Annotated in this window: 20 protein-coding genes; 16 read left to right on the forward strand and 4 right to left on the reverse strand. The window is 42.2% G+C overall.

Annotated features, from left to right (window positions below):
- From CSD97_RS16540 to CSD97_RS16610, 15 genes are all read left to right on the forward strand, one after another.
- On the forward strand, positions 1-870 hold an 870-nt coding region (locus tag CSD97_RS16540; protein WP_098032739.1), incomplete at its 5' end, for a UDP-N-acetyl glucosamine 2-epimerase.
- Between the two features lie 8 nt (positions 871-878).
- Positions 879-2081, forward strand: coding sequence for a glycosyltransferase family 4 protein (locus tag CSD97_RS16545; protein ID WP_098032740.1), 1203 nt, complete (start codon positions 879-881; stop codon positions 2079-2081).
- 4 nt (positions 2082-2085) lie between these two features.
- Positions 2086-2694 carry a sugar transferase gene (locus CSD97_RS16550; RefSeq protein ID WP_098032741.1) on the forward strand — a complete coding sequence of 203 codons (609 nt, stop codon included), beginning with the start codon at positions 2086-2088 and terminating at the stop codon, positions 2692-2694.
- Positions 2695-2705: 11 nt separating this feature from the next.
- Positions 2706-3350 carry an acetyltransferase gene (locus CSD97_RS16555; RefSeq protein ID WP_098032742.1) on the forward strand — a complete coding sequence of 215 codons (645 nt, stop codon included), beginning with the start codon at positions 2706-2708 and terminating at the stop codon, positions 3348-3350.
- A gap of 33 nt (positions 3351-3383) precedes the next feature.
- Entirely contained in the window at positions 3384-3614 is a 231-nt protein-coding gene (locus CSD97_RS16560) for an acyl carrier protein (protein ID WP_098032755.1), read from the forward strand.
- A gap of 22 nt (positions 3615-3636) precedes the next feature.
- Positions 3637-4674: a ketoacyl-ACP synthase III gene (locus CSD97_RS16565; protein ID WP_098032743.1), complete on the forward strand. Its 1038-nt coding sequence runs from the start codon at positions 3637-3639 to the stop codon at positions 4672-4674.
- Positions 4675-4679: 5 nt separating this feature from the next.
- Positions 4680-5438: an SDR family oxidoreductase gene (locus CSD97_RS16570; RefSeq protein ID WP_098032744.1), complete on the forward strand. Its 759-nt coding sequence runs from the start codon at positions 4680-4682 to the stop codon at positions 5436-5438.
- 14 nt (positions 5439-5452) lie between these two features.
- Positions 5453-5689, forward strand: a complete 237-nt coding sequence (locus CSD97_RS16575) for an acyl carrier protein (protein ID WP_098032745.1) — start codon at positions 5453-5455, stop codon at positions 5687-5689.
- A complete protein-coding gene (locus CSD97_RS16580) occupies positions 5682-7127 on the forward strand; it encodes a class I adenylate-forming enzyme family protein (RefSeq protein ID WP_098032746.1) in 1446 nt (481 codons plus the stop codon). The genes CSD97_RS16575 and CSD97_RS16580 overlap by 8 nt, the downstream gene beginning before the upstream one ends.
- The gene (locus CSD97_RS16585; protein ID WP_098032747.1) at positions 7115-8176 is read left to right on the forward strand and encodes a ketoacyl-ACP synthase III; all 1062 of its coding nucleotides are present in this window, start codon (positions 7115-7117) and stop codon (positions 8174-8176) included. The genes CSD97_RS16580 and CSD97_RS16585 overlap by 13 nt, the downstream gene beginning before the upstream one ends.
- 13 nt (positions 8177-8189) lie before the next feature.
- Positions 8190-9206, forward strand: a complete 1017-nt coding sequence (locus CSD97_RS16590) for a sugar-transfer associated ATP-grasp domain-containing protein (protein ID WP_173675121.1) — start codon at positions 8190-8192, stop codon at positions 9204-9206.
- A gap of 19 nt (positions 9207-9225) precedes the next feature.
- Positions 9226-10215 carry an aldo/keto reductase gene (locus tag CSD97_RS16595; RefSeq protein ID WP_310591133.1) on the forward strand — a complete coding sequence of 330 codons (990 nt, stop codon included), beginning with the start codon at positions 9226-9228 and terminating at the stop codon, positions 10213-10215.
- Between the two features lie 104 nt (positions 10216-10319).
- Positions 10320-10928 carry an MBL fold metallo-hydrolase gene (locus CSD97_RS16600; RefSeq protein ID WP_098032748.1) on the forward strand — a complete coding sequence of 203 codons (609 nt, stop codon included), beginning with the start codon at positions 10320-10322 and terminating at the stop codon, positions 10926-10928.
- 133 nt (positions 10929-11061) lie between these two features.
- Positions 11062-12303, forward strand: a complete 1242-nt coding sequence (locus CSD97_RS16605) for an aminotransferase class I/II-fold pyridoxal phosphate-dependent enzyme (RefSeq protein ID WP_098032749.1) — start codon at positions 11062-11064, stop codon at positions 12301-12303.
- 229 nt (positions 12304-12532) lie between these two features.
- Positions 12533-13126, forward strand: coding sequence for a master DNA invertase Mpi family serine-type recombinase (locus CSD97_RS16610; RefSeq protein WP_005831322.1), 594 nt, complete (start codon positions 12533-12535; stop codon positions 13124-13126).
- Between the two features lie 99 nt (positions 13127-13225).
- Here CSD97_RS16610 and CSD97_RS16615 read toward each other — a convergent pair whose 3' ends face one another.
- Positions 13226-13795, reverse strand: a complete 570-nt coding sequence (locus CSD97_RS16615) for a DUF308 domain-containing protein (RefSeq protein ID WP_098032750.1) — start codon at positions 13793-13795, stop codon at positions 13226-13228.
- A 126-nt stretch (positions 13796-13921) separates the two neighbouring features.
- Between CSD97_RS16615 and tpx the strand changes: the two genes are divergently transcribed.
- A complete protein-coding gene (gene tpx / locus CSD97_RS16620; protein WP_005831317.1) occupies positions 13922-14422 on the forward strand; it encodes a thiol peroxidase in 501 nt (166 codons plus the stop codon).
- 90 nt (positions 14423-14512) lie between these two features.
- Here the strand turns inward: tpx and CSD97_RS16625 are convergent, their stop codons facing one another.
- From CSD97_RS16625 to CSD97_RS16635, 3 genes are read right to left on the reverse strand one after another with little or no spacing between them, the layout of a single operon-like run.
- On the reverse strand, positions 14513-15151 hold the full coding sequence (locus CSD97_RS16625) for a DedA family protein (RefSeq protein ID WP_005831315.1): 639 nt from the start codon (positions 15149-15151) through the stop codon (positions 14513-14515).
- Between the two features lie 28 nt (positions 15152-15179).
- On the reverse strand, positions 15180-16592 hold the full coding sequence (locus CSD97_RS16630; RefSeq protein ID WP_055288592.1) for a tetratricopeptide repeat protein: 1413 nt from the start codon (positions 16590-16592) through the stop codon (positions 15180-15182).
- Between the two features lie 4 nt (positions 16593-16596).
- Positions 16597-18336: a glutamine--tRNA ligase/YqeY domain fusion protein gene (locus tag CSD97_RS16635; RefSeq protein ID WP_005832304.1), complete on the reverse strand. Its 1740-nt coding sequence runs from the start codon at positions 18334-18336 to the stop codon at positions 16597-16599.
- Between the last annotated feature and the right edge of the window lie 44 nt (positions 18337-18380).

Consider the following 18380-nt stretch of genomic DNA (forward strand, 5'->3'; position numbering starts at 1 on the left):
GTGCTGGTGTTGGGAGACACGAACTCCTGCCTGAGCGTGATAGGCGCGAAACGTCTGCATATCCCCATCTTCCATATGGAGGCAGGCAACCGCTGCTTTGACGAGTGCCTGCCTGAGGAGACCAACCGCCGTATTGTGGACGTCATTTCCGATGTGAACCTCTGCTATTCGGAGCATGCCCGCAGATACCTGAACGCTTCGGGCGTGGCGAAAGAACGTACATACGTAACCGGTTCGCCCATGGCGGAAGTCCTGCATGAGAATTTGTCCGAAATAGAGTCCAGCGATATTCACCAGAGATTGCATCTCCAGAAAGGTAAATACATCCTGCTTTCCGCGCATCGGGAAGAGAACATTGACACGGAGAAGAACTTCCTGTCCCTTTTCAACGCGGTTAACGCTATGGCCGAGAAATATGACATGCCCATACTTTACAGTTGTCATCCCCGTAGCAGGAAACGTCTGGAATCAAGCGGCTTTGCACTTGACAGACGTGTGATTCAGCATGAACCTCTCGGTTTCCACGACTACAACTGCCTGCAGATGAACGCCTATGCCGTTGTGAGTGACAGCGGTACCCTGCCTGAGGAGAGCAGTTTCTTCACTTCGGTGGGGCATCCTTTCCCTGCTGTATGCATCCGTACGAGTACGGAGCGTCCCGAGGCTCTTGACAAGGGTATCTTTGTCCTTGCCGGTATTGATGGGAAATCCTTGCTTCAGGCTGTAGATACTACCGTGGAGATGAATAGGAATGGGGATCACGGTCTGCCGGTGCCCGATTATACGGATGAGAATGTATCGGCCAAGGTTGTGAAGTTGATTCAGAGCTATACGGGGGTGGTGAACAAGATGGTCTGGAGAAAATTCTGACTGCTGGGATGAACATTCTTTTTTTGACAATATCCCGTATCAATGGTTTGGAAGAGCGTGGCATTTATACAGACCTGATGCGTGAATTTATAAGGAACGGGCATGCCATGTATATAGTATCCCCTTATGAGCGGAGATTCCATCAGCCTACCGGAGTCATGGAGAACGGCGGTGCAAGAATATTGAAGGTAAAGACACTTAATATCCAGAAAACGAATATTGTGGAGAAAGGGATTGCTACTTTGTTGTTGGAAAGCCAGTATCTACATGCTATTAATAAATACTGGTGGGATGTGAAGTTCGACCTTATTCTTTATTCCACTCCTCCCATCACCTTCAATAAGGTAATCCAGACCTTGAAAAAACGCTGGAATGCTAAAACCTATCTGATGCTGAAGGATATTTTTCCGCAGAATGCGGTGGATTTGGGTATGTTCTCCAAGAAAAGTTTTCTTTATAGGATGTTCAGGAGTAAGGAAGAAAAACTTTATGAATTGTCAGACTTTATCGGTTGTATGTCACCTGCCAACTGTGAGTATGTGTTGAAGCATAATCCTGCCATTGATGCGGCAAAGGTGGAAATCTGTCCGAACAGTGTGAAGTTACAGGAAAGGTTGAAAGGAGATAGGAAAGAGAGTGAACTGCTGAAAGAATTGAATATTCCTGCATCAAAAAGGATTTTCATCTATGGGGGTAATTTGGGAAAGCCTCAGGGGATAGATTTTTTATTGAAAGTGATTGAGGAGAATAAAAAGCGGGATGACTCGTATTTTGTAATTGTAGGTAGTGGTACAGAGTATATGAGGGTTAAATTATGGTTTGATACGCACTTGCCCCAAAACGCTTGTCTTCTTGCTGCATTGCCGAAAGTAAAATATGATGAGTTGGTGAATCTGTGTGATGTAGGCTTGATATTCCTGGACAAGCGTTTTACCATACCCAATTTTCCATCGCGCTTGCTTTCGTATTTGGAATGTAGGATGCCGGTATTGATAGCTACGGATGTGAATACGGACATTGGACGGATAGCTGAAGAAAGTGGTTTCGGTCTGTGGACAGAGAATGGGAATATAGATACCTTTATGAAGATGGTGGAGTTTATGATAGAGGATGATAAACGGATGAAAGAGATGGGAGAAAAAGGGTATAGATTTTTGTGTGAGAATTATACTGTAGATAAGAGCTATAAGGCTATAATGAAGCATTTTTGAGAGTATGTATAAACATGGTTTGAAAAGAGTGATTGATTTTATTCTGGTCTTTATTGTATTGGTTGTTATCTGGCCCATTTTATTACTTATTACTATTGGGTTGTATTTTGCCAATAAAGGTGCAGGAGCATTCTTTACTCAGGAGCGCCCGGGAAAGGATGGAAAGATATTCCGTGTGATAAAGTTCAAAAGTATGACGGATGAGCGGGATGCGGAGGGTAATTTACTACCAGATGCACAACGTTTGACTAAGGTAGGGCGGTTTGTTCGTTCTACAAGTATTGATGAATTGCCACAACTGATTAATGTACTGAAAGGGGATATGGCTTTGATAGGACCACGGCCTTTATTGCCTCAATATTTATCGCTTTATAGTAAAGAACAAGCTCGTCGTCACGAGGTCTGTCCGGGCATTACTGGTTGGGCGCAAGTGAATGGACGCAATGCTATCTCTTGGACGAGGAAATTTGAATTGGACGTGTGGTATGTAGACCATTGCTCTTTCAAACTTGATGTAAAAATTTTTTTTCTAACAATTAAGAAAGTATTTATGAAGGATAGTATTTCCAAAGAAGGTCAAGCTACTACAATTCCATTTGATGGATATAATTAAGTTGATTAATCATGAATGATATCGCTATATATGGTGCAGGCGGTTTCGGTAAAGAGATTGCTTGCTTAATTTATTGGATAAATGAGGTGAAGCCTCAGTGGAATTTGATAGGCTTTTTTGATGATGGAGTAGAATGTGAAACTCAAATATCGCATTATGGTAAAGTGTTAGGAGGAATGGATACCCTCAATTCATGGAATAAGTCTTTGAGTGTGGTTTTTGCAATTGCTAACAATAAAGTACTTCGTAAACTCTCTTCTTTAATAAGCAATACAAATATTCAGTTTCCCAATATTATAGCCCCTAATATTGTCATAAAAGATGTTGAAACCTTCAAAATAGGGAAAGGGAACATTATACAAGGCGGTTGTGTCGTATCTTGTGATGTAATAATTGGAGACTTTAATATATTCAATGGGGCTGTTGTCTTAGGACATGATGTAAAGATAGGAGATTACAATGTATTAATGCCTTCTGTCAGAATATCCGGTGAAGTGGTGATGGGCGACTGTAACTTCTTTGGAGTGGGTTCCATTGTATTGCAACAACTAAAAATAAAAAATGATACAAAACTTGCTGCCGGAAGTGTGCTTATGACTAAACCTAAAGAAGGAAATGTGTATTTAGGAGTACCGGCGAAAGTATTAAAGCTATAGGTGTAAAGATAAGTAATGACTAAAAAACAGTTTATGGAAATGAAAGAATTTGTGAGCAATTTTGCTGCTCAGTTTGATGAAACAGAAGAAAGTGTATTTACTCCGGAAACTCGCTTTAGAGAGATTGAGGAGTGGTCTTCATTAGTTGCTCTTAGCGTGATTGCCATGGTGGATGAGGAATATGATGTGACTCTAAAAGGAGATGACATTAAAAACTCGGAAACAATAGCGGATATTTATAACACTGTGGCAAGTAAACTTTAATAAGCTTGTTGATAAAAAGAATATGGCTATCATTCATATAAATAATATCCGTATAGCAGGTATTGCAGCTGGTGTTCCAAGAAACATTGTAAAGACTGTATCTACAACAGATAAATATGATGACGAAGCTTACATTGAGTCTGTTGGAGTGAGGGAAAAACGTTTTTCTAATGAATTTACTTCTTCGGATTTATGTGAAGCAGCGGCAAAAAAGCTTATGTGGGATTTGAACTGGGAAAACGAAGACATTGATTTACTGATGCTTGTAACTCAAACTCCGGATTATATATTGCCAGCAACAGCATGTGTGTTGCATGGAAAGTTAGGATTAAAGAAAAACTGTCTCTGTTTTGACATTAATCTTGGATGTTCGGGATGGGTATATGCAATGTCAGTTGCGCTCTCGTTAATGACTTGTGGCAGAATAAAACGTGCTATAGTATTAGCTGGTGATGCGCGTAAACAAGTTCCGGAAGAACACGACCAACTTTTTGGATATGCAGGTACTGCTACTGCTCTCGAATATGATGAAAAGGCAGAACCTATCACTATTGATTTGGGAAGTGATGGAACTGGATATGATGCGATAATCCGTCCTGGTGGTGGGGCCCGTAATCCTATAACGCCAGCTTCGTTAGAGTTGCAGGATTGCGAGGATGGACGTAAGCGTCATGCTTGTCAAACGAGAATGAACGGCATGGATGTATTTGCATTCGGGATTACCACTGCTCCTAAATCCATTAAAAAGGTATTTGCAGAGTGTGGTATTACCATGGATGGAGTGGATTATGTATTGTTTCATCAGGCAAACATAAAGATGCTCGAAACTATCAAGAAAAAGTTGAAATTGACGGACGAAAAAGTTCCTTATAGCTTGAGACGGTTTGGCAACACTTCATCAGCATCCATTCCACTTACTGTTGTGACAGAATTGAGGGAACAGCTATGTGGAAAAGCAGTTACTTTGGTAGGCTGTGGTTTTGGAGTAGGACTTTCATGGGGGACGATTCTTTTTCATACAGATGAAAATTTAGTGATTTCTGAATTACAAGAACTTTAAAAGTTATGTTGAATTATAATCCTTTTTCTTTAGAGGGAAAAACAATACTTGTTACGGGGGCTTCATCCGGTATAGGAAAAGCTACTGCCACAGAATGTGCCAAGATGGGGGCTAACCTTATTATAACGGCACGCAATGAAGAACGTCTCAATGCTACGTATGCTGATTTGGATGTGAAGAACGGGCAGGTACACAGGGTTGTGGTAGCTGATTTGCAGGTGGTGGAACAAGTGGAAAATCTGATATCTGAAGCTGGTAAGATAGATGGACTGGTGCTTTGTTCGGGTAAAGGACTAACATTGCCGTTCCAGTTTTCGAGCCGTGATAAGTTTGATGATATTTTTGAGACCAATTTTTATGCTCCTATTGAATTAATGCGCGTTCTTTATAAAAAGAAGCAAATTAATAAAGAGGGAGCTGTTGTGATATTGGCTTCATTAGGTGGAACAGAGGTATTCAGCGGTGGTAACTGTATTTACGGTGCATCGAAGGCTGCCTTGAATTCCATAATGAAATTTTGTGCCAAAGAGTTTGCATCGAGAAAAGTACGTGTAAATAGTATTTGTCCAGGGATGGTAGATACTCCTTTAATTCATAGAGGTACAGTCAGCGAAGAGCAATTACAGGAGGATATGAAACGTTATCCTCTGAAACGTTATGGAGTACCTGAGGACATTGCATATGGTGTGGTGTATTTATTGTCCGATGCCTCCTCGTGGCTGACTGGTCATTCGATGGTGTTGGATGGTGGAGTGTCAATTTAAAGCTAAGAATAAAAATGGATATAAAATGTGAAATAATATCAGTAATTGCTAGAACGCTGAATGTTGAAGAATCAGTGATTACTATGGAAATGGCTGCCGGTGATATTGAACAATGGGACTCGATGGGTAACGTGGCTATTCTTACGACTATTGAAAATGAATTAAATGTGGATTTTCCAGTAGAAGACCTTTTTGAGCTAAACACGGTAGGAAGTATTGTAAATAAAGTTATTGAGTTGAAGAATGTGTAGTTTAGCACATAGTCAATTACTGCAAGCTATTTATCGGTATTCGGTGCAGAGTGCGGATAAAACGGCTATCATAGCAAAGGGCGTTTCGGTAAGTTATGCATTGCTGTGGAAAAACATACTTGGTGCGGCAGCTTGTCTTCAATCATCGGGATTGGAGAAAGGTGACTGTATTTTACTTTCTGCTTTGAAAGATGTTGAATTTGTATATTTATATTTTGCTGCTCATCTGTTGGGACTGGTTAATGTGATAGTTGACCCGACCTCGAATGAGGAAAGAAAAAAATATATCATTGAAACGGTTCGTCCGAAAAGAATCTTTGGTCTTAAGGGAGGTATTGGGTATTCTGAGGTTTCTTTGGTGGGAAAACCTGCCGACATCGGACTGCTTTCTGCTCAAGATATAGCTGATATTATGTTCACAACCGGTACTACCGGAAAACCAAAAGGTGTGCTTTTGTCACATGCCAATATTAGTGGCTCTGCCAATAATATTAATCAATATATCGGGAATACAGCCGATGATGTAGAGGTATTGGGCTTACCTATTTGCCATTCGTTTGGTTTGGGTAGATTACGTTGTAATATGTTGTTAGGAGCAACATTTATCTTATTGGGTAGTTTTGCTAATCTAAAGTTATTGTTTAACACGATGGAACAATATCATGTGACAGGGATAGGCATGGTACCTGCTGTATGGGAGTATATCAAGAAATTGAGTGGAAATGTTTTTGGAAAGTTTGCAAGTCAGATGAGTTATATTGAAATTGGTAGTGCGGCAATGAGTGTGGAGAACAAGCGGTTACTGATGGAAATGTTTCCAAACACTCGTATTTGTATGCATTACGGATTGACAGAAGCATCCCGTTCACTCTTTATGGAATTTCATGAATATGCTGACGATTTAGTTACTATCGGAAAGCCTGTAACAAAGGAGGTGGATGTGAAAATCTTCAGTGATGAAGGTCTGGAACTTCCGACAGGAGAATCCGGTGAATTGTGCATAAAGGGGAATATGGTGATGAAATCTTATCTGGTGGACGGTGATACTGTAGATTCTTTTTGGGGAGAATATTTCCGCACAGGTGATTATGCATATAAATCGGAAAATGAAAATTTCTATTTGGTGAGTCGCAAAAAAGAGATGATTAATGTCGGTGGTAAGAAAGTGAGTCCTATTGAAATAGAGGATGCAATTATAGCCTTGGGAGGTGTATCGGACTGTATTTGTGTTGCAATGAAAGATCCAAGAGGATTGGTTGGTGAGGTGCCTAAAGTATATGTACTAAGGGAGGGAACTACCAAATCTTTAGAAGAAATCGATACATTGTTGGGAAACAAAATTGAGAATTATAAAATGCCGGTGAAGTTTGAATGGATTGATAAAATTCCAATGACTTCATCGGGAAAAAAACAACGATTAGCTTTATGTCACAATTGATAATCAGAAATGTGAGAATAGCAGGAATGGCAGCTTGTGTCCCATCACGGGTAGAAGAGAATTTGTCACTTCCTATTTTCAAGGATGAAAGTGAAGCAAAAAAAGTTATGGCCTCGACTGGCATCGAAAGGCGACGAGTGGTACAATTAGGAACGACAGCATCTGATCTTACAGTAGTTGCTGTTCATCGGATATTGACCGATTTGAGTTGGAAGATTTCAGAAGTGGATTGCTTGATTTATGTATGTACATCTCGTGATTTTATTGCTCCACAAACAGCATGTATCCTTCAAAACCGTCTGGGATTACGTAACGATTGTTACGTAATGGACTTACCTTTGGGGTGCTCAGGATGGATTTATGGGATTAGTGTGATAGGCTCTTTAATGTCACATGGCTCTTTTAAAAAAGGTTTGTTGGTTGCAGCTGAGACAAATTCCATCAACCGAAATTCTAAAGATAGGACAGTTAAACCTTTGTTTGGCGACGCTGCCACGGTAACAGCATTTGAATATGATGCTTCATTCGGCAAACCTTTTAATTTTGTATTTGGAGTGGATGGTTCTGGCTATCAGGCTGTGTGGACAAAGTATGGAGGAATGCGATATCCGACAACTGTTGAAGCGGTTGTTGAAAAGGAAATAGAACCGGGCATTGTCCGCAGGGGAACTGATATGATAGTCAATGGTATGGATGTGTTTGCGTTTGCTATCAAGACACCGCCTCATTCGTTGAAAGAACTTATAGAGGCTTATCATATCAATGTGGATGAAATAGATTATCTCTATTTACATCAAGCAAATAAATTCATTGACGAGAAGATTCGCAAATCGGTGAAGATACCTATAGGGAAAGTGCCTTATTGCTTGGAAGATTTCGGCAATGTGACAAGTGCCTCCATTCCTTTGACCATGGTTACCCGTACTGCAGAAGCATTATGTAACAAAAAGAACCATTGCTTGGCTTGTGGATTTGGGGTAGGACTTGCTTGGGCAAGTATGGAGTTTAATGTGGATAATATTGTTGTTTCTGAATTGGTGGAATACTAAGAAAAATTGGCATATGAATGCAATAGTAAGGAAGTTGAAATTATATCGTATATCAACAGTATTGAATTATTGTCGAAATAGTTGGGATAATAGTGCATTTGTCATAAAACAATGTCCTTCAAAAAGTAGATTCAGTGTATTTGTTGATTTATTATATTGGTATATTTTTTATGGTAATGATTTTAATGACTATTGTACTTTTACATTTTGGAATAAATCAATAGCTGAACGAAAAGCATATATATCATTGCGCAGAAATGATGTTCTGAGATATGCTTTTAGTACTCCAGAAGTGTATGAATTGTTTCTTGATAAAGCTAAATTTAATCAACGATTTCGGAAATATATAAATAGGGGATGGTTAACAACAGTAAATAAGAGCTGGGATGAAATTGTGAAATTTATAATTCAATATAGAGATGTTATTGCTAAACCTTTAAAAGATTACGGAGGGCATGGTGTATTTAGAATATGTACTTCTTCTGATAACTATAAATATGTACTAGATATTTTGGAGCAAAAGATTATTACTGGGGAACAATTTATAATAGAGGAAATTATAACAAATTGTGAGAAACTAAAGAACTTAGCGCCAGGTTCATTGAATACGATTCGTATTGTTACCGTATTAGATCGGGAAAAACAATTACACATACTAGCCGCATTATTGCGTATGGGCAATGGGGTTGCATTAACTGATAATTATCATGATGGTGGTATGGTTTGTGTGATAGATTCTGAAAAAAGCATTTTGAAAGGTGATGCTTATGGCATGAATTGTGCAAGATATGAGGTTCATCCTTATTCTCATATTAAATTTGATGGTTTTATTATTCCGCATTTTGATGAATGTATCTCAATTATAAAAAAAATTGTTTATTATGAACCTGATGCAAGATACGTTGGATGGGATTTAGCTATAACTCAAAATGGGATAGAGTTGTTGGAAGGTAATATTCCTCCAGGAGAAGATATAACTCAAATTGCATCTGGATGTGGTTTATGGTATAAAATGCAAGCGTGGAAATAGTATATGAACTAATAATTATATGGATATGCAATATATAAAATTGAATAATGGTATTGAAATGCCACAAATTGGTCTAGGAACATTTCTTATACCGAAGGATAAGCTGGAGGATACTCTGATAAAAGCCTATGACATGGGTTACAGACAGTTTGATACAGCTTGGAGATATTATAACGAGGCTGATATTGCTCGGATTTTCAAAAAACATGGTATCAAGCGTGAAGATGTGTTTATTACTACAAAAGTGAATATTGATGCGCTTTACTGTGGAGGATATAAGTATGGAATTCATAGAATTCTTAATCGAAGGAATAATGTCAGTATTGAACAAGCTGTTCAAAAATCTTTTGATAACCTTGATACGGAATATATAGACTTGTTCTTGATTCATAATCCTTGGAAAATATTCATGGATATGTGGAAGGTTCTTGAGAAATTCTATAAAGAGGGAAGAATCAGGGCTATTGGGGTTTCCAATTTTCTGCAGCCACATATTGAAGCTTTGAGTGAGATTTCGGATGTTGTTCCTGCTGTGAATCAAATAGAAATTAGTCCGTTAAACGCTCAGATTGAGTTAATAAAATATTGTCAGGATAGGGGAATTGCAGTTGAATCTATGTCGACATTTAGCCATTTCCGTTCAGTAGAACCAAGACTGGAGATTATTGAACATCCTTTGATTTTGGCAATCGCAAAAAAACATGGTAAGAGCACCGTTCAAGTAGTCCTGCGCTGGCTTATTCAAAGGGGGATTATTGTGATTCCTAAAACTTGGAATGTAGTTCATTTGAAAGAAAATATTTCGATTTTAGACTTTGAACTGAGTGTCGATGAAATGGCTGATATTACTTCCTTGAATAAAGGTAAGTGCTTGAATTATAATTCATTTGTTGCACAAAGAGGTCTGCCTAAAAAATATAGAAATTGGGAAGGGTTTAAAAATCCTGATAATTTTACGGATATGTTCAACAATTTTCCAGCATGGAGGAAATGGTTATCAATTTATTGATAATATATTTTTAATTATAGAAGATTGTACTGATAGTCGGTGATTCAATATGTATCGGGTGTTAATTGTGATGTATATTGATTTTGCTCAATATCCTTAATATAATGCTAATCGTAAAATCCATTATCAATACTGTTTTAGAATCAAGAACATATATTCTTGAAGTTAGCAGAACTGAATTCTGGATTGTCGATCCTGGGGATATTGAACAAATTATGGAGACTGCGGGTGACGGCAAAGTGCTGAAGGGTATTCTGTTGACACATATTCACTATGATCATATTTATGGATTACCTGCTTTGATACGGATATTTCCTGGTGCAATAATCTATACTAACGAAGCAGGTGTAGAGGCTTTGGCTTCCGCAAAACTGAATCTATCTAAATACTATGATAAACCAATAATATATTCAGGAAAGAATATTAAAGTTGTTTGTGAAGAAGATTCCATTACCTTATTAGATGGGATAAATGCAAAGGTAATAGAAACGCCAGGGCACAGTCCAACTTGCATTACTTATCTCATAGGGAGCTATGTTTTTTCTGGGGATTCATATATACCGGGATATAATGTTGTAACTAATCTTCCCAATGGTAATAAGAAGGAGGCAGATAAATCGAAAGCACGAATAATTCGATTGACTGAGTCCCAGATATTATGTCCAGGACATCTTGAGAAAGTAGCCCTTGCTAAAAGAGAAGAAATTATATAGTTTTAGATATGAAACGGTTTTGGAAAAAGCTCTGTAAAATCCTTGATTTTTTGCTAATTCCACATTATGTAAAAAGAGATATATCTTCATAATATTCATTGTACTTCTTTGAAAAGAATTCATTTATAATTTTATGGATAAGAGAATATATCTTTGCCTCGCTCACATGAGCGGCAAGGAGATGGGCTTCATACAGGAAGCCTTCGATACCAACTGGGTAGTACCCCTCGGTCCTAATGTGAATGCCTTCGAGCAGGATTTGGAACGCTTCGTGAGACAGGATAAAAAGGTAGTGGCCTTGAGTGCAGGTACAGCAGCGGTACACCTGGCCCTGCTCGCTTGCGGAGTTGGTCAGGGTGACGAAGTGATAGTACAAAGCTTTACCTTTTGTGCCTCTTCCCATCCGGTGACCTACCTCGGTGCTACTCCGGTATTCGTGGATTCTGAGGCTGATACATGGAACATGGACCCGGTTCTTCTGGAGCAGGCTATCAGGGACCGTATCGACAAGACCGGCCGAAAGCCCAAAGCGATTGTTCCGGTGGCTTTGTATGGGATGCCCTACAAGATAGACCAAATCATGTCGGTGGCAGATAAATATGATATTCCGGTCATAGAGGATGCCGCCGAAGGCTTTGGAAGCAAGTTTGACGGGCAAGTTCTTGGAACTTTTGGCAAATATGGTGTGCTTTCTTTCAATGGCAACAAGATGATAACCACCAGCGGTGGCGGTGCTTTGATTTGCCCTGATGAAGAGTCCAAACGTGAGATAATGTTCTATGCTACCCAGGCCCGTGAGTCCTATCCCTACTACCAGCATGAGCGTATAGGCTATAATTATAGGATGAGTAACATTTGTGCGGGAATCGGCCGCGGTCAGATGACGGTGGTGGATGAGCATATAGCGCACCATAAGCATCTGTGCGGTCTGTATCGTAAGTTGTTGGCCGATGTGGAGGGAATCACGCTTCATGAGAATCCTTCCGGACGTTATGACAGCAATTATTGGCTGAACACGGTACTGCTTGACGGGAATCTGCATGTGAGAGGTGAGGAGGATGCCTACCGTGAGACAGTAAAAGGCGCCGTAGGTGGTGCCGCCGGTGTTACGCATGAGTCAGTGAGTGCCCATACTTCTTGTGAGCCTAACCGTAATGTAGAGGCCATGCGTGTTTGCTTGGATAAAGCCGGTATCGAGAGCCGTCCCTTATGGAAGCCCATGCATCTCCAGCCGGTTTATGCGGCTAATCCTGCCTATGTGAATGGTGTCAGTGAGGACTTGTTCAAACGTGGTCTTTGCTTGCCGAGTGGTCCTTATGTGACGGATGAGGATGTGAGATACATAGTGAATGAAATGAAGGAGAGTATACTATGAAACTACATAGTATCAATTTTTTATGAACTAATTTCAGAAAACAGCTTCAGTGGGGCTGTTTTCTTTGTTTATAGGCATATTTGAGATAGTTACCGAGAAGTCTTCCCTGACTTCGGGGGATGTCCATAATGTGATCCTCTGTGATAGAGAGTCATAGTTGTGTGTTGCCACTCTTACTTGAATAACCGTTCTTTGGTGGTGAATAATAACCAATAAACGTTTATCAATTATGGCAGTAGTAGCTTATTTAAGAGTAAGTACAGAAAAACAGTTTTTAGAGAATCAGCGCGAGGAAATTATACGCTTCGCGGAGAAGAATGGTTTGAGTATCGACAGATGGTACATGGAGACGGTCAGCGGAAAAGTGAGTAGCAAAGAGCGTAAACTGGCGGGCTTGTTGGACCGGATGAAACCGGGAGACTCCTTGATTATAACGGAGATTTCACGGCTTAGCCGGACACTGCTGGAGATAATGACCATTCTTAACTCCTGCATCAAAAGGGGAGTGGTGCTGTACAGTACCAAAGAGGGGTATGTGTTCCAGAATGACATCAACAGCAAAGTGCTGGGATTTGCTTTTGGACTGATGGCCGAGATAGAGCGTAATCTGATTTCCATGCGCACCAAAGAAGCCCTGGAACGACGGAGGAAGGAGGGAAAACATCTGGGCAGGAAGAAAGGAGACACACCCAAAATGAAGATACTCTATGCGAACAAGAGGAAGCTTGTAAGGGAGCACCAAAGAGGAGAGTCGTGTGCCGAGCTTGCCCGACAGATGGGAGTGTCACGGACTACGATGTTCCGTTTCCTGAGACGTTATTGAGCAATTCGGCTAAACGAAGGTGTCAAAGGTGGGATTCCTTTTGACACGCTTCGTGTGGGCTACTTATTCGGCCGATACTTCTTTCTCTTTCTTTTCCTTCTACTCTTTCCCACGCTTGTGCAGGTTTTTCAGCTCAAATGACAGCATGATACGGAAGAAACCTATAATCAGGAATGCAAACGAAATCATGTACACGGCGTAAAGGGCGCCTACTGCCGGTTGCCACAAGATGATGAGCGAGCAGATGACGGCAAGAATACCGAAAGCAACATACCATCCCCAGTCTCTTGTTCCGTATCTTTTGAGGTCCATGGCATAGCCTACGGATGAGAAGCCGCGGAACATCAGCCAGAAGGCGATGATGAATGGAATGACTTCCATGCTGAGCATCGGGTAGGCTATCAGGTAGAATCCCAGAATCATGTCGATGATGCCTCCAGCCAGATACCATCCCCAACTGGATACCCTTCTACGGTTACTTACTGCAAAGGATATTTCCAGCAGACCGCTGAACAACATGGAGACGCTGAACAGAATGCTCAATACCGCATACCCGCTGAGAGGGGAGAACATCAGGCTTATAGCCACTATTACATAAAGAATACCAAGAATGAGTGAAATCCACCAATTCTTTACTTCCTGCTGAAGTTCGTCAAAAATAGTTTTCATGTGAATTTAATTTTTTAAGTGATTATCATTAATTCGTCTGTAGAATAACAGTTTATCCGGAAAAAAGTTTCGGGTGAACTTTTTCTGTATGTAATTTGTTATGTATACATATAATTTGATAAAACTATGGCTACAACAAAATTTAAAGGACAACCGGTAAAGGTTATCGGTGAATTTATAAAGGTGGGCTCTGTTGCCCCCGATTTCGAATTGGTAAAAACAGATTTGTCTTCATTCTCTTTGAAGGAACTGAACGGGAAGAATGTTATTTTGAATATTTTCCCCAGCCTTGACACTGGTGTGTGCGCTACTTCTGTACGTAAGTTCAACAAACTGGCTGCCGGCCTGCCCGATACCGTGGTGTTGGCAATCTCCAAGGACTTGCCTTTTGCACATGCACGTTTCTGTACAACGGAGGGTATTGAGAATGTGATTCCTTTGTCTGATTTCCGTTTTTCCGATTTTGATGAAAACTACGGGGTACGCATGGCCGACGGACCGCTTGCAGGTCTACTGGCGCGTTCGGTAGTGGTTATCGGCAAAGATGGTAAGATTGCCTATACGGAATTGGTACCTGAAATTACGCAAGAACCTGACTATGATAAAGCTATTGCAGCTGTAAAGTAGAAAGTTTGGATTTGGGATAAGCAATAAAAAGCGGTGGACAGAATTTATCATGCTGTCCACCGCTTTTTTATTATCATACCGTTTTCTTTTTTATTTCTTCTTCATGCCTTTATAGATGAAGAATGCCACGATGAGTACGCCGATGCCGATAAATACATAACCTATCTCATGGCTGTATTCCGTTACTTTGGCAAGCAGCTGTTCCTCGTTCTCAATGCCGGGTACTGTGGACAAGTAATAGCCGATAAAAGCCAGGATGGAATTCCAAAGGCCTGCACCCAAGGTGGTGTACAGCAAGAAAGTTCCCAGCTTCATGCGTGCCAGACCGGCAGGGATGGATATCAACTGGCGAACAGCAGGTATCAGGCGGCCGACAAAGGTTGATACGGCTCCATGCTTGTCAAAGTATTCCTCCGCATGCTGCACTTTGGCTTCGTCGATGAGGCACATGTGCCCGAAACGGCTGTTGGCAAACTTGTAAATGATGGGGCGTCCCAGCCATTTTGCCAGATAGTAGTTTATCAAGGCTCCGATATTTGCCCCTATGGTTGCAAACAATACCACCAGATATATATTCATGTTGTCATTGTTGGCGGCTTTCCAAGCGGCAGGAGGGACTACAACTTCCGAAGGGAAGGGAATAAACGAACTTTCAATGGCCATCAATAAAGTGATGGTCCAGTAATTGAGGTGGTCGAGACACCATTGGATAAAGGCTACTGATTCCATTTGCTAGATTAGTGGTATATAATTACTGTTATTGTAATGCATTGAAAATATTCTTCATTACTAGGGCCAGCTCTTCCTGATTATCTTCTTGTAGTATCTGTTGCAATTTGTCCAGCTCTTCCAGCCTGAACGGATGTTCGCACAGCTGGTTGTACTTCATGAAGTTCTCTTTGTCTTTGAGCAGCATATACAGAGAGGTCAGCCTTTCGTTGATACCTTCAAAGTCCGGCTCCATCTCTTTGACATGTTCAAAGGCCAGCTTGGCATAGCTCAGTTGTCCTATTTCCATGCTACACATGCCTATTTCGTGCCAGGTATCCGCATAGGGGGCATACTCTAAGGCTTTGGCCCATCTCTTCACACCTTTCTCATACTCACCTTCTTCCATGTAGATGCGCCCCTCAATCAGATACGGGTCTATCTCTTCGGGTGCCAGGTCGTATGCTTTTTTACAATACTGGTGTGCTTTGCGTTTCTTTCCCATCTTGTGCAGGCATAGGGCTGCATTGGCATAAAGAGAAGGCAAGGCGAAGTCATGGCTGTCTTCGGCCGTTATGGCTTTTTCCAGATAGTCGTATCCTTCTTTCCATTCTCCTTTGGAGGCTTTGTTCAGACCGATGAAGGTGTTGATGAAACCGTGGGAGACAAGATGGAATTTTTCGGCCTGCAGGTAGTTCTCCATGGCACTTTCCTCATTTCCCAATTGGAAGAAGGAATGTCCTTTCATCAGGTAGGCATCGGCAAACTCGTCATCGGCCACCGTGGCATAGTCGCATGCTTCGATTGCTTTGTCGAACATCTGCTGGTCAAAGTAGCAACGGGCCAGTCCAAACCAGTAAGGAGCCGAATACGGATTCTTGTCAATCAGCTTATTGAAGAAGAAGGTGGCTTTTTCAAACAGTCCCTGGGCATAGTAACAATCGCCGGTGACGGCAAGGTAGGCTTCTTCTTCGGCATATTTTTCGAGTCCGCGCGTCAGCCATGTCAATGCTTTTTCCGGGAATCCCATGTCGATGTACATATAGGATACATCAACGATATTGGCCAGGTCGTCCTTATCGTCTATGCTGTCGAGTATCGCTTCCGCTTCTTCTTCTTTGCCTTCGCCCAACAGTAGGTTGGCTTTCAGCACTTTCACTTCGGAAGATTCTTCGGCAATCCGTTCCAATATATCTTTGGCTTGCTCTTTATGCTGGGTGTCGAGGAACAAGTATGCCTGTTCCACCAGCAGAGCCGTATTATTCGGATGTATTCCCAAGCCATACTCTACGACCTCGGTAGCCATGGCATATTTATGATGCACGGCATACCAGTCTGCGAGGTCGGCTAAGTCGTCTGCGTCCAGATAGATGGTTCTGTTCTCTGCTTTGGCAGCTTCATATTGTTCTGCCATTTCTTGCAGTTCTTTGTCTCTTCCGGACAGCAGGTTTTTTTTACTCATATTCTTATTTATTGATTTTACCCCAAACGTCTTTTAGACCTACAGTACGGTTGAATACCATTTTTTCTGGCGTAGAATCTTTGTCAACATTAAAATAACCGATACGTTGGAACTGCAGGTAGGAGAGGGGCTGCATGCCGGCAGCGTACTTCTCGATGTAGCAGCAGGGCAGCACATTCAGGGAGTCGGGGTTGATCATTTCTTTCATGGCTGTCAGTGCGTCGCAGTTCTTCGCTTCGCGGATGGCGGCAAGCTCGTCGCGCGGGTTCTCCACTTTCCACAGACGGTCGTAGAGGCGCACTTCTGCTTCGAGGCAGTGGGCACAACTTACCCAATGGATGGTGCCTTTCACCTTACGGTTGGCTCCGGGTAGACCGCTCTTGGTATCGGGGTCGTATTCGCAATATACTTCGGTGATTTCACCGGCGTCGTTCTTCTTGCAGCCGGTGCACTTCACGATGTACGCGTTCTTCAGACGTACCTCTTGTCCCGGTGTCATGCGGAAATATTTCTTCGGAGCATCTTCCATGAAGTCGTCGCGCTCCATCCAAAGTTCGCGGCTGAATTCGATGACGTGGTTGCCTTCTTCGGGATGTTCGGGGTTGTTGACGGCTTCCATCTCTTCCACTTGTCCTTCGGGATAGTTGGTGATGATGAGCTTCACGGGGTTCAGTACGGCGGATACGCGGGTGGCGCGGTCGTTCAGGTCCTCGCGCACGGCGCTTTCCAGCAGGGCGAATTCATTAAGGGCGTCGTATGTGGTATAGCCAATCTTGTCGATGAACTTATGGATGGACTCCGGAGAGTAACCGCGACGGCGGAAACCGCAGATGGTCGGCATACGGGGGTCGTCCCAACCGTTTACCAGACCTTCCTTGACCAGAGTCAGCAGGTTGCGCTTGCTCATCAGCGTATAGCTGAGGTTCAGTTTGTTGAACTCATACTGATGGGGGCGGTTATCGTCGAGGTCTTTGCCTTCCTTCACCCAGTCCACGAAGAGGTCGTAGAGTGGACGGTGGGGCACAAACTCCAGTGTGCAGAGAGAGTGCGTCACGCCTTCGAAGAAGTCGCTTTGCCCGTGGGCAAAGTCGTACATCGGATAAGCCTTCCAAGTGGTGCCCGTGCGATGGTGCGGATGCTTCACTACACGGTAGATGATAGGGTCGCGGAAGTGCATGTTGGGGCTTGCCATGTCTATCTTGGCGCGGAGCACCATGGCACCTTCCTCAATCTCGCCGCTGTTCATCTTCTGGAACAAATCCAGTGTTTCTTCGATAGGACGGTTGCGGTAGGGACTTTCCACACCGGGCTGGGTGGGAGTTCCTTTCTGGGCGGCAATCTGCTCGGAAGTCTGTTCGTCGATGTATGCCTTGCCCTCCTTGATGAGGCGGATAGCGAAGTCCCACAATTGCTGGAAATAGTCGGAAGCGTAATATTCGTTACCCCATTTGTAGCCCAGCCACTGGATGTCTTCCTTGATGGCTTCTACATATTCCACATCTTCTTTGGTGGGGTTGGTGTCATCGAAACGCAGGTTGCAGACACCGCCGTGTGCGGCGGCAATACCGAAATCAAGGCAGATGGCCTTGGCGTGTCCGATGTGGAGGTAACCGTTTGGTTCGGGCGGGAAGCGTGTCTGTACTTTTCCCCCGTTTTTACCCTCTTTCAAATCGTTTTCTACTATTTGCTCAATGAAGTTCAAGCTCTTTTTTTCGCTTGTTTCTTCGCTCTTTATTTCTGCCATAATGTTACTATTTTCGTATCGTGGGGACAAAGATAGGGTAAAAA

The organism is Bacteroides sp. AR29 (assembly GCF_900217715.1).
GTDB classification, from domain to species: Bacteria; Bacteroidota; Bacteroidia; order Bacteroidales; family Bacteroidaceae; genus Bacteroides; species Bacteroides uniformis.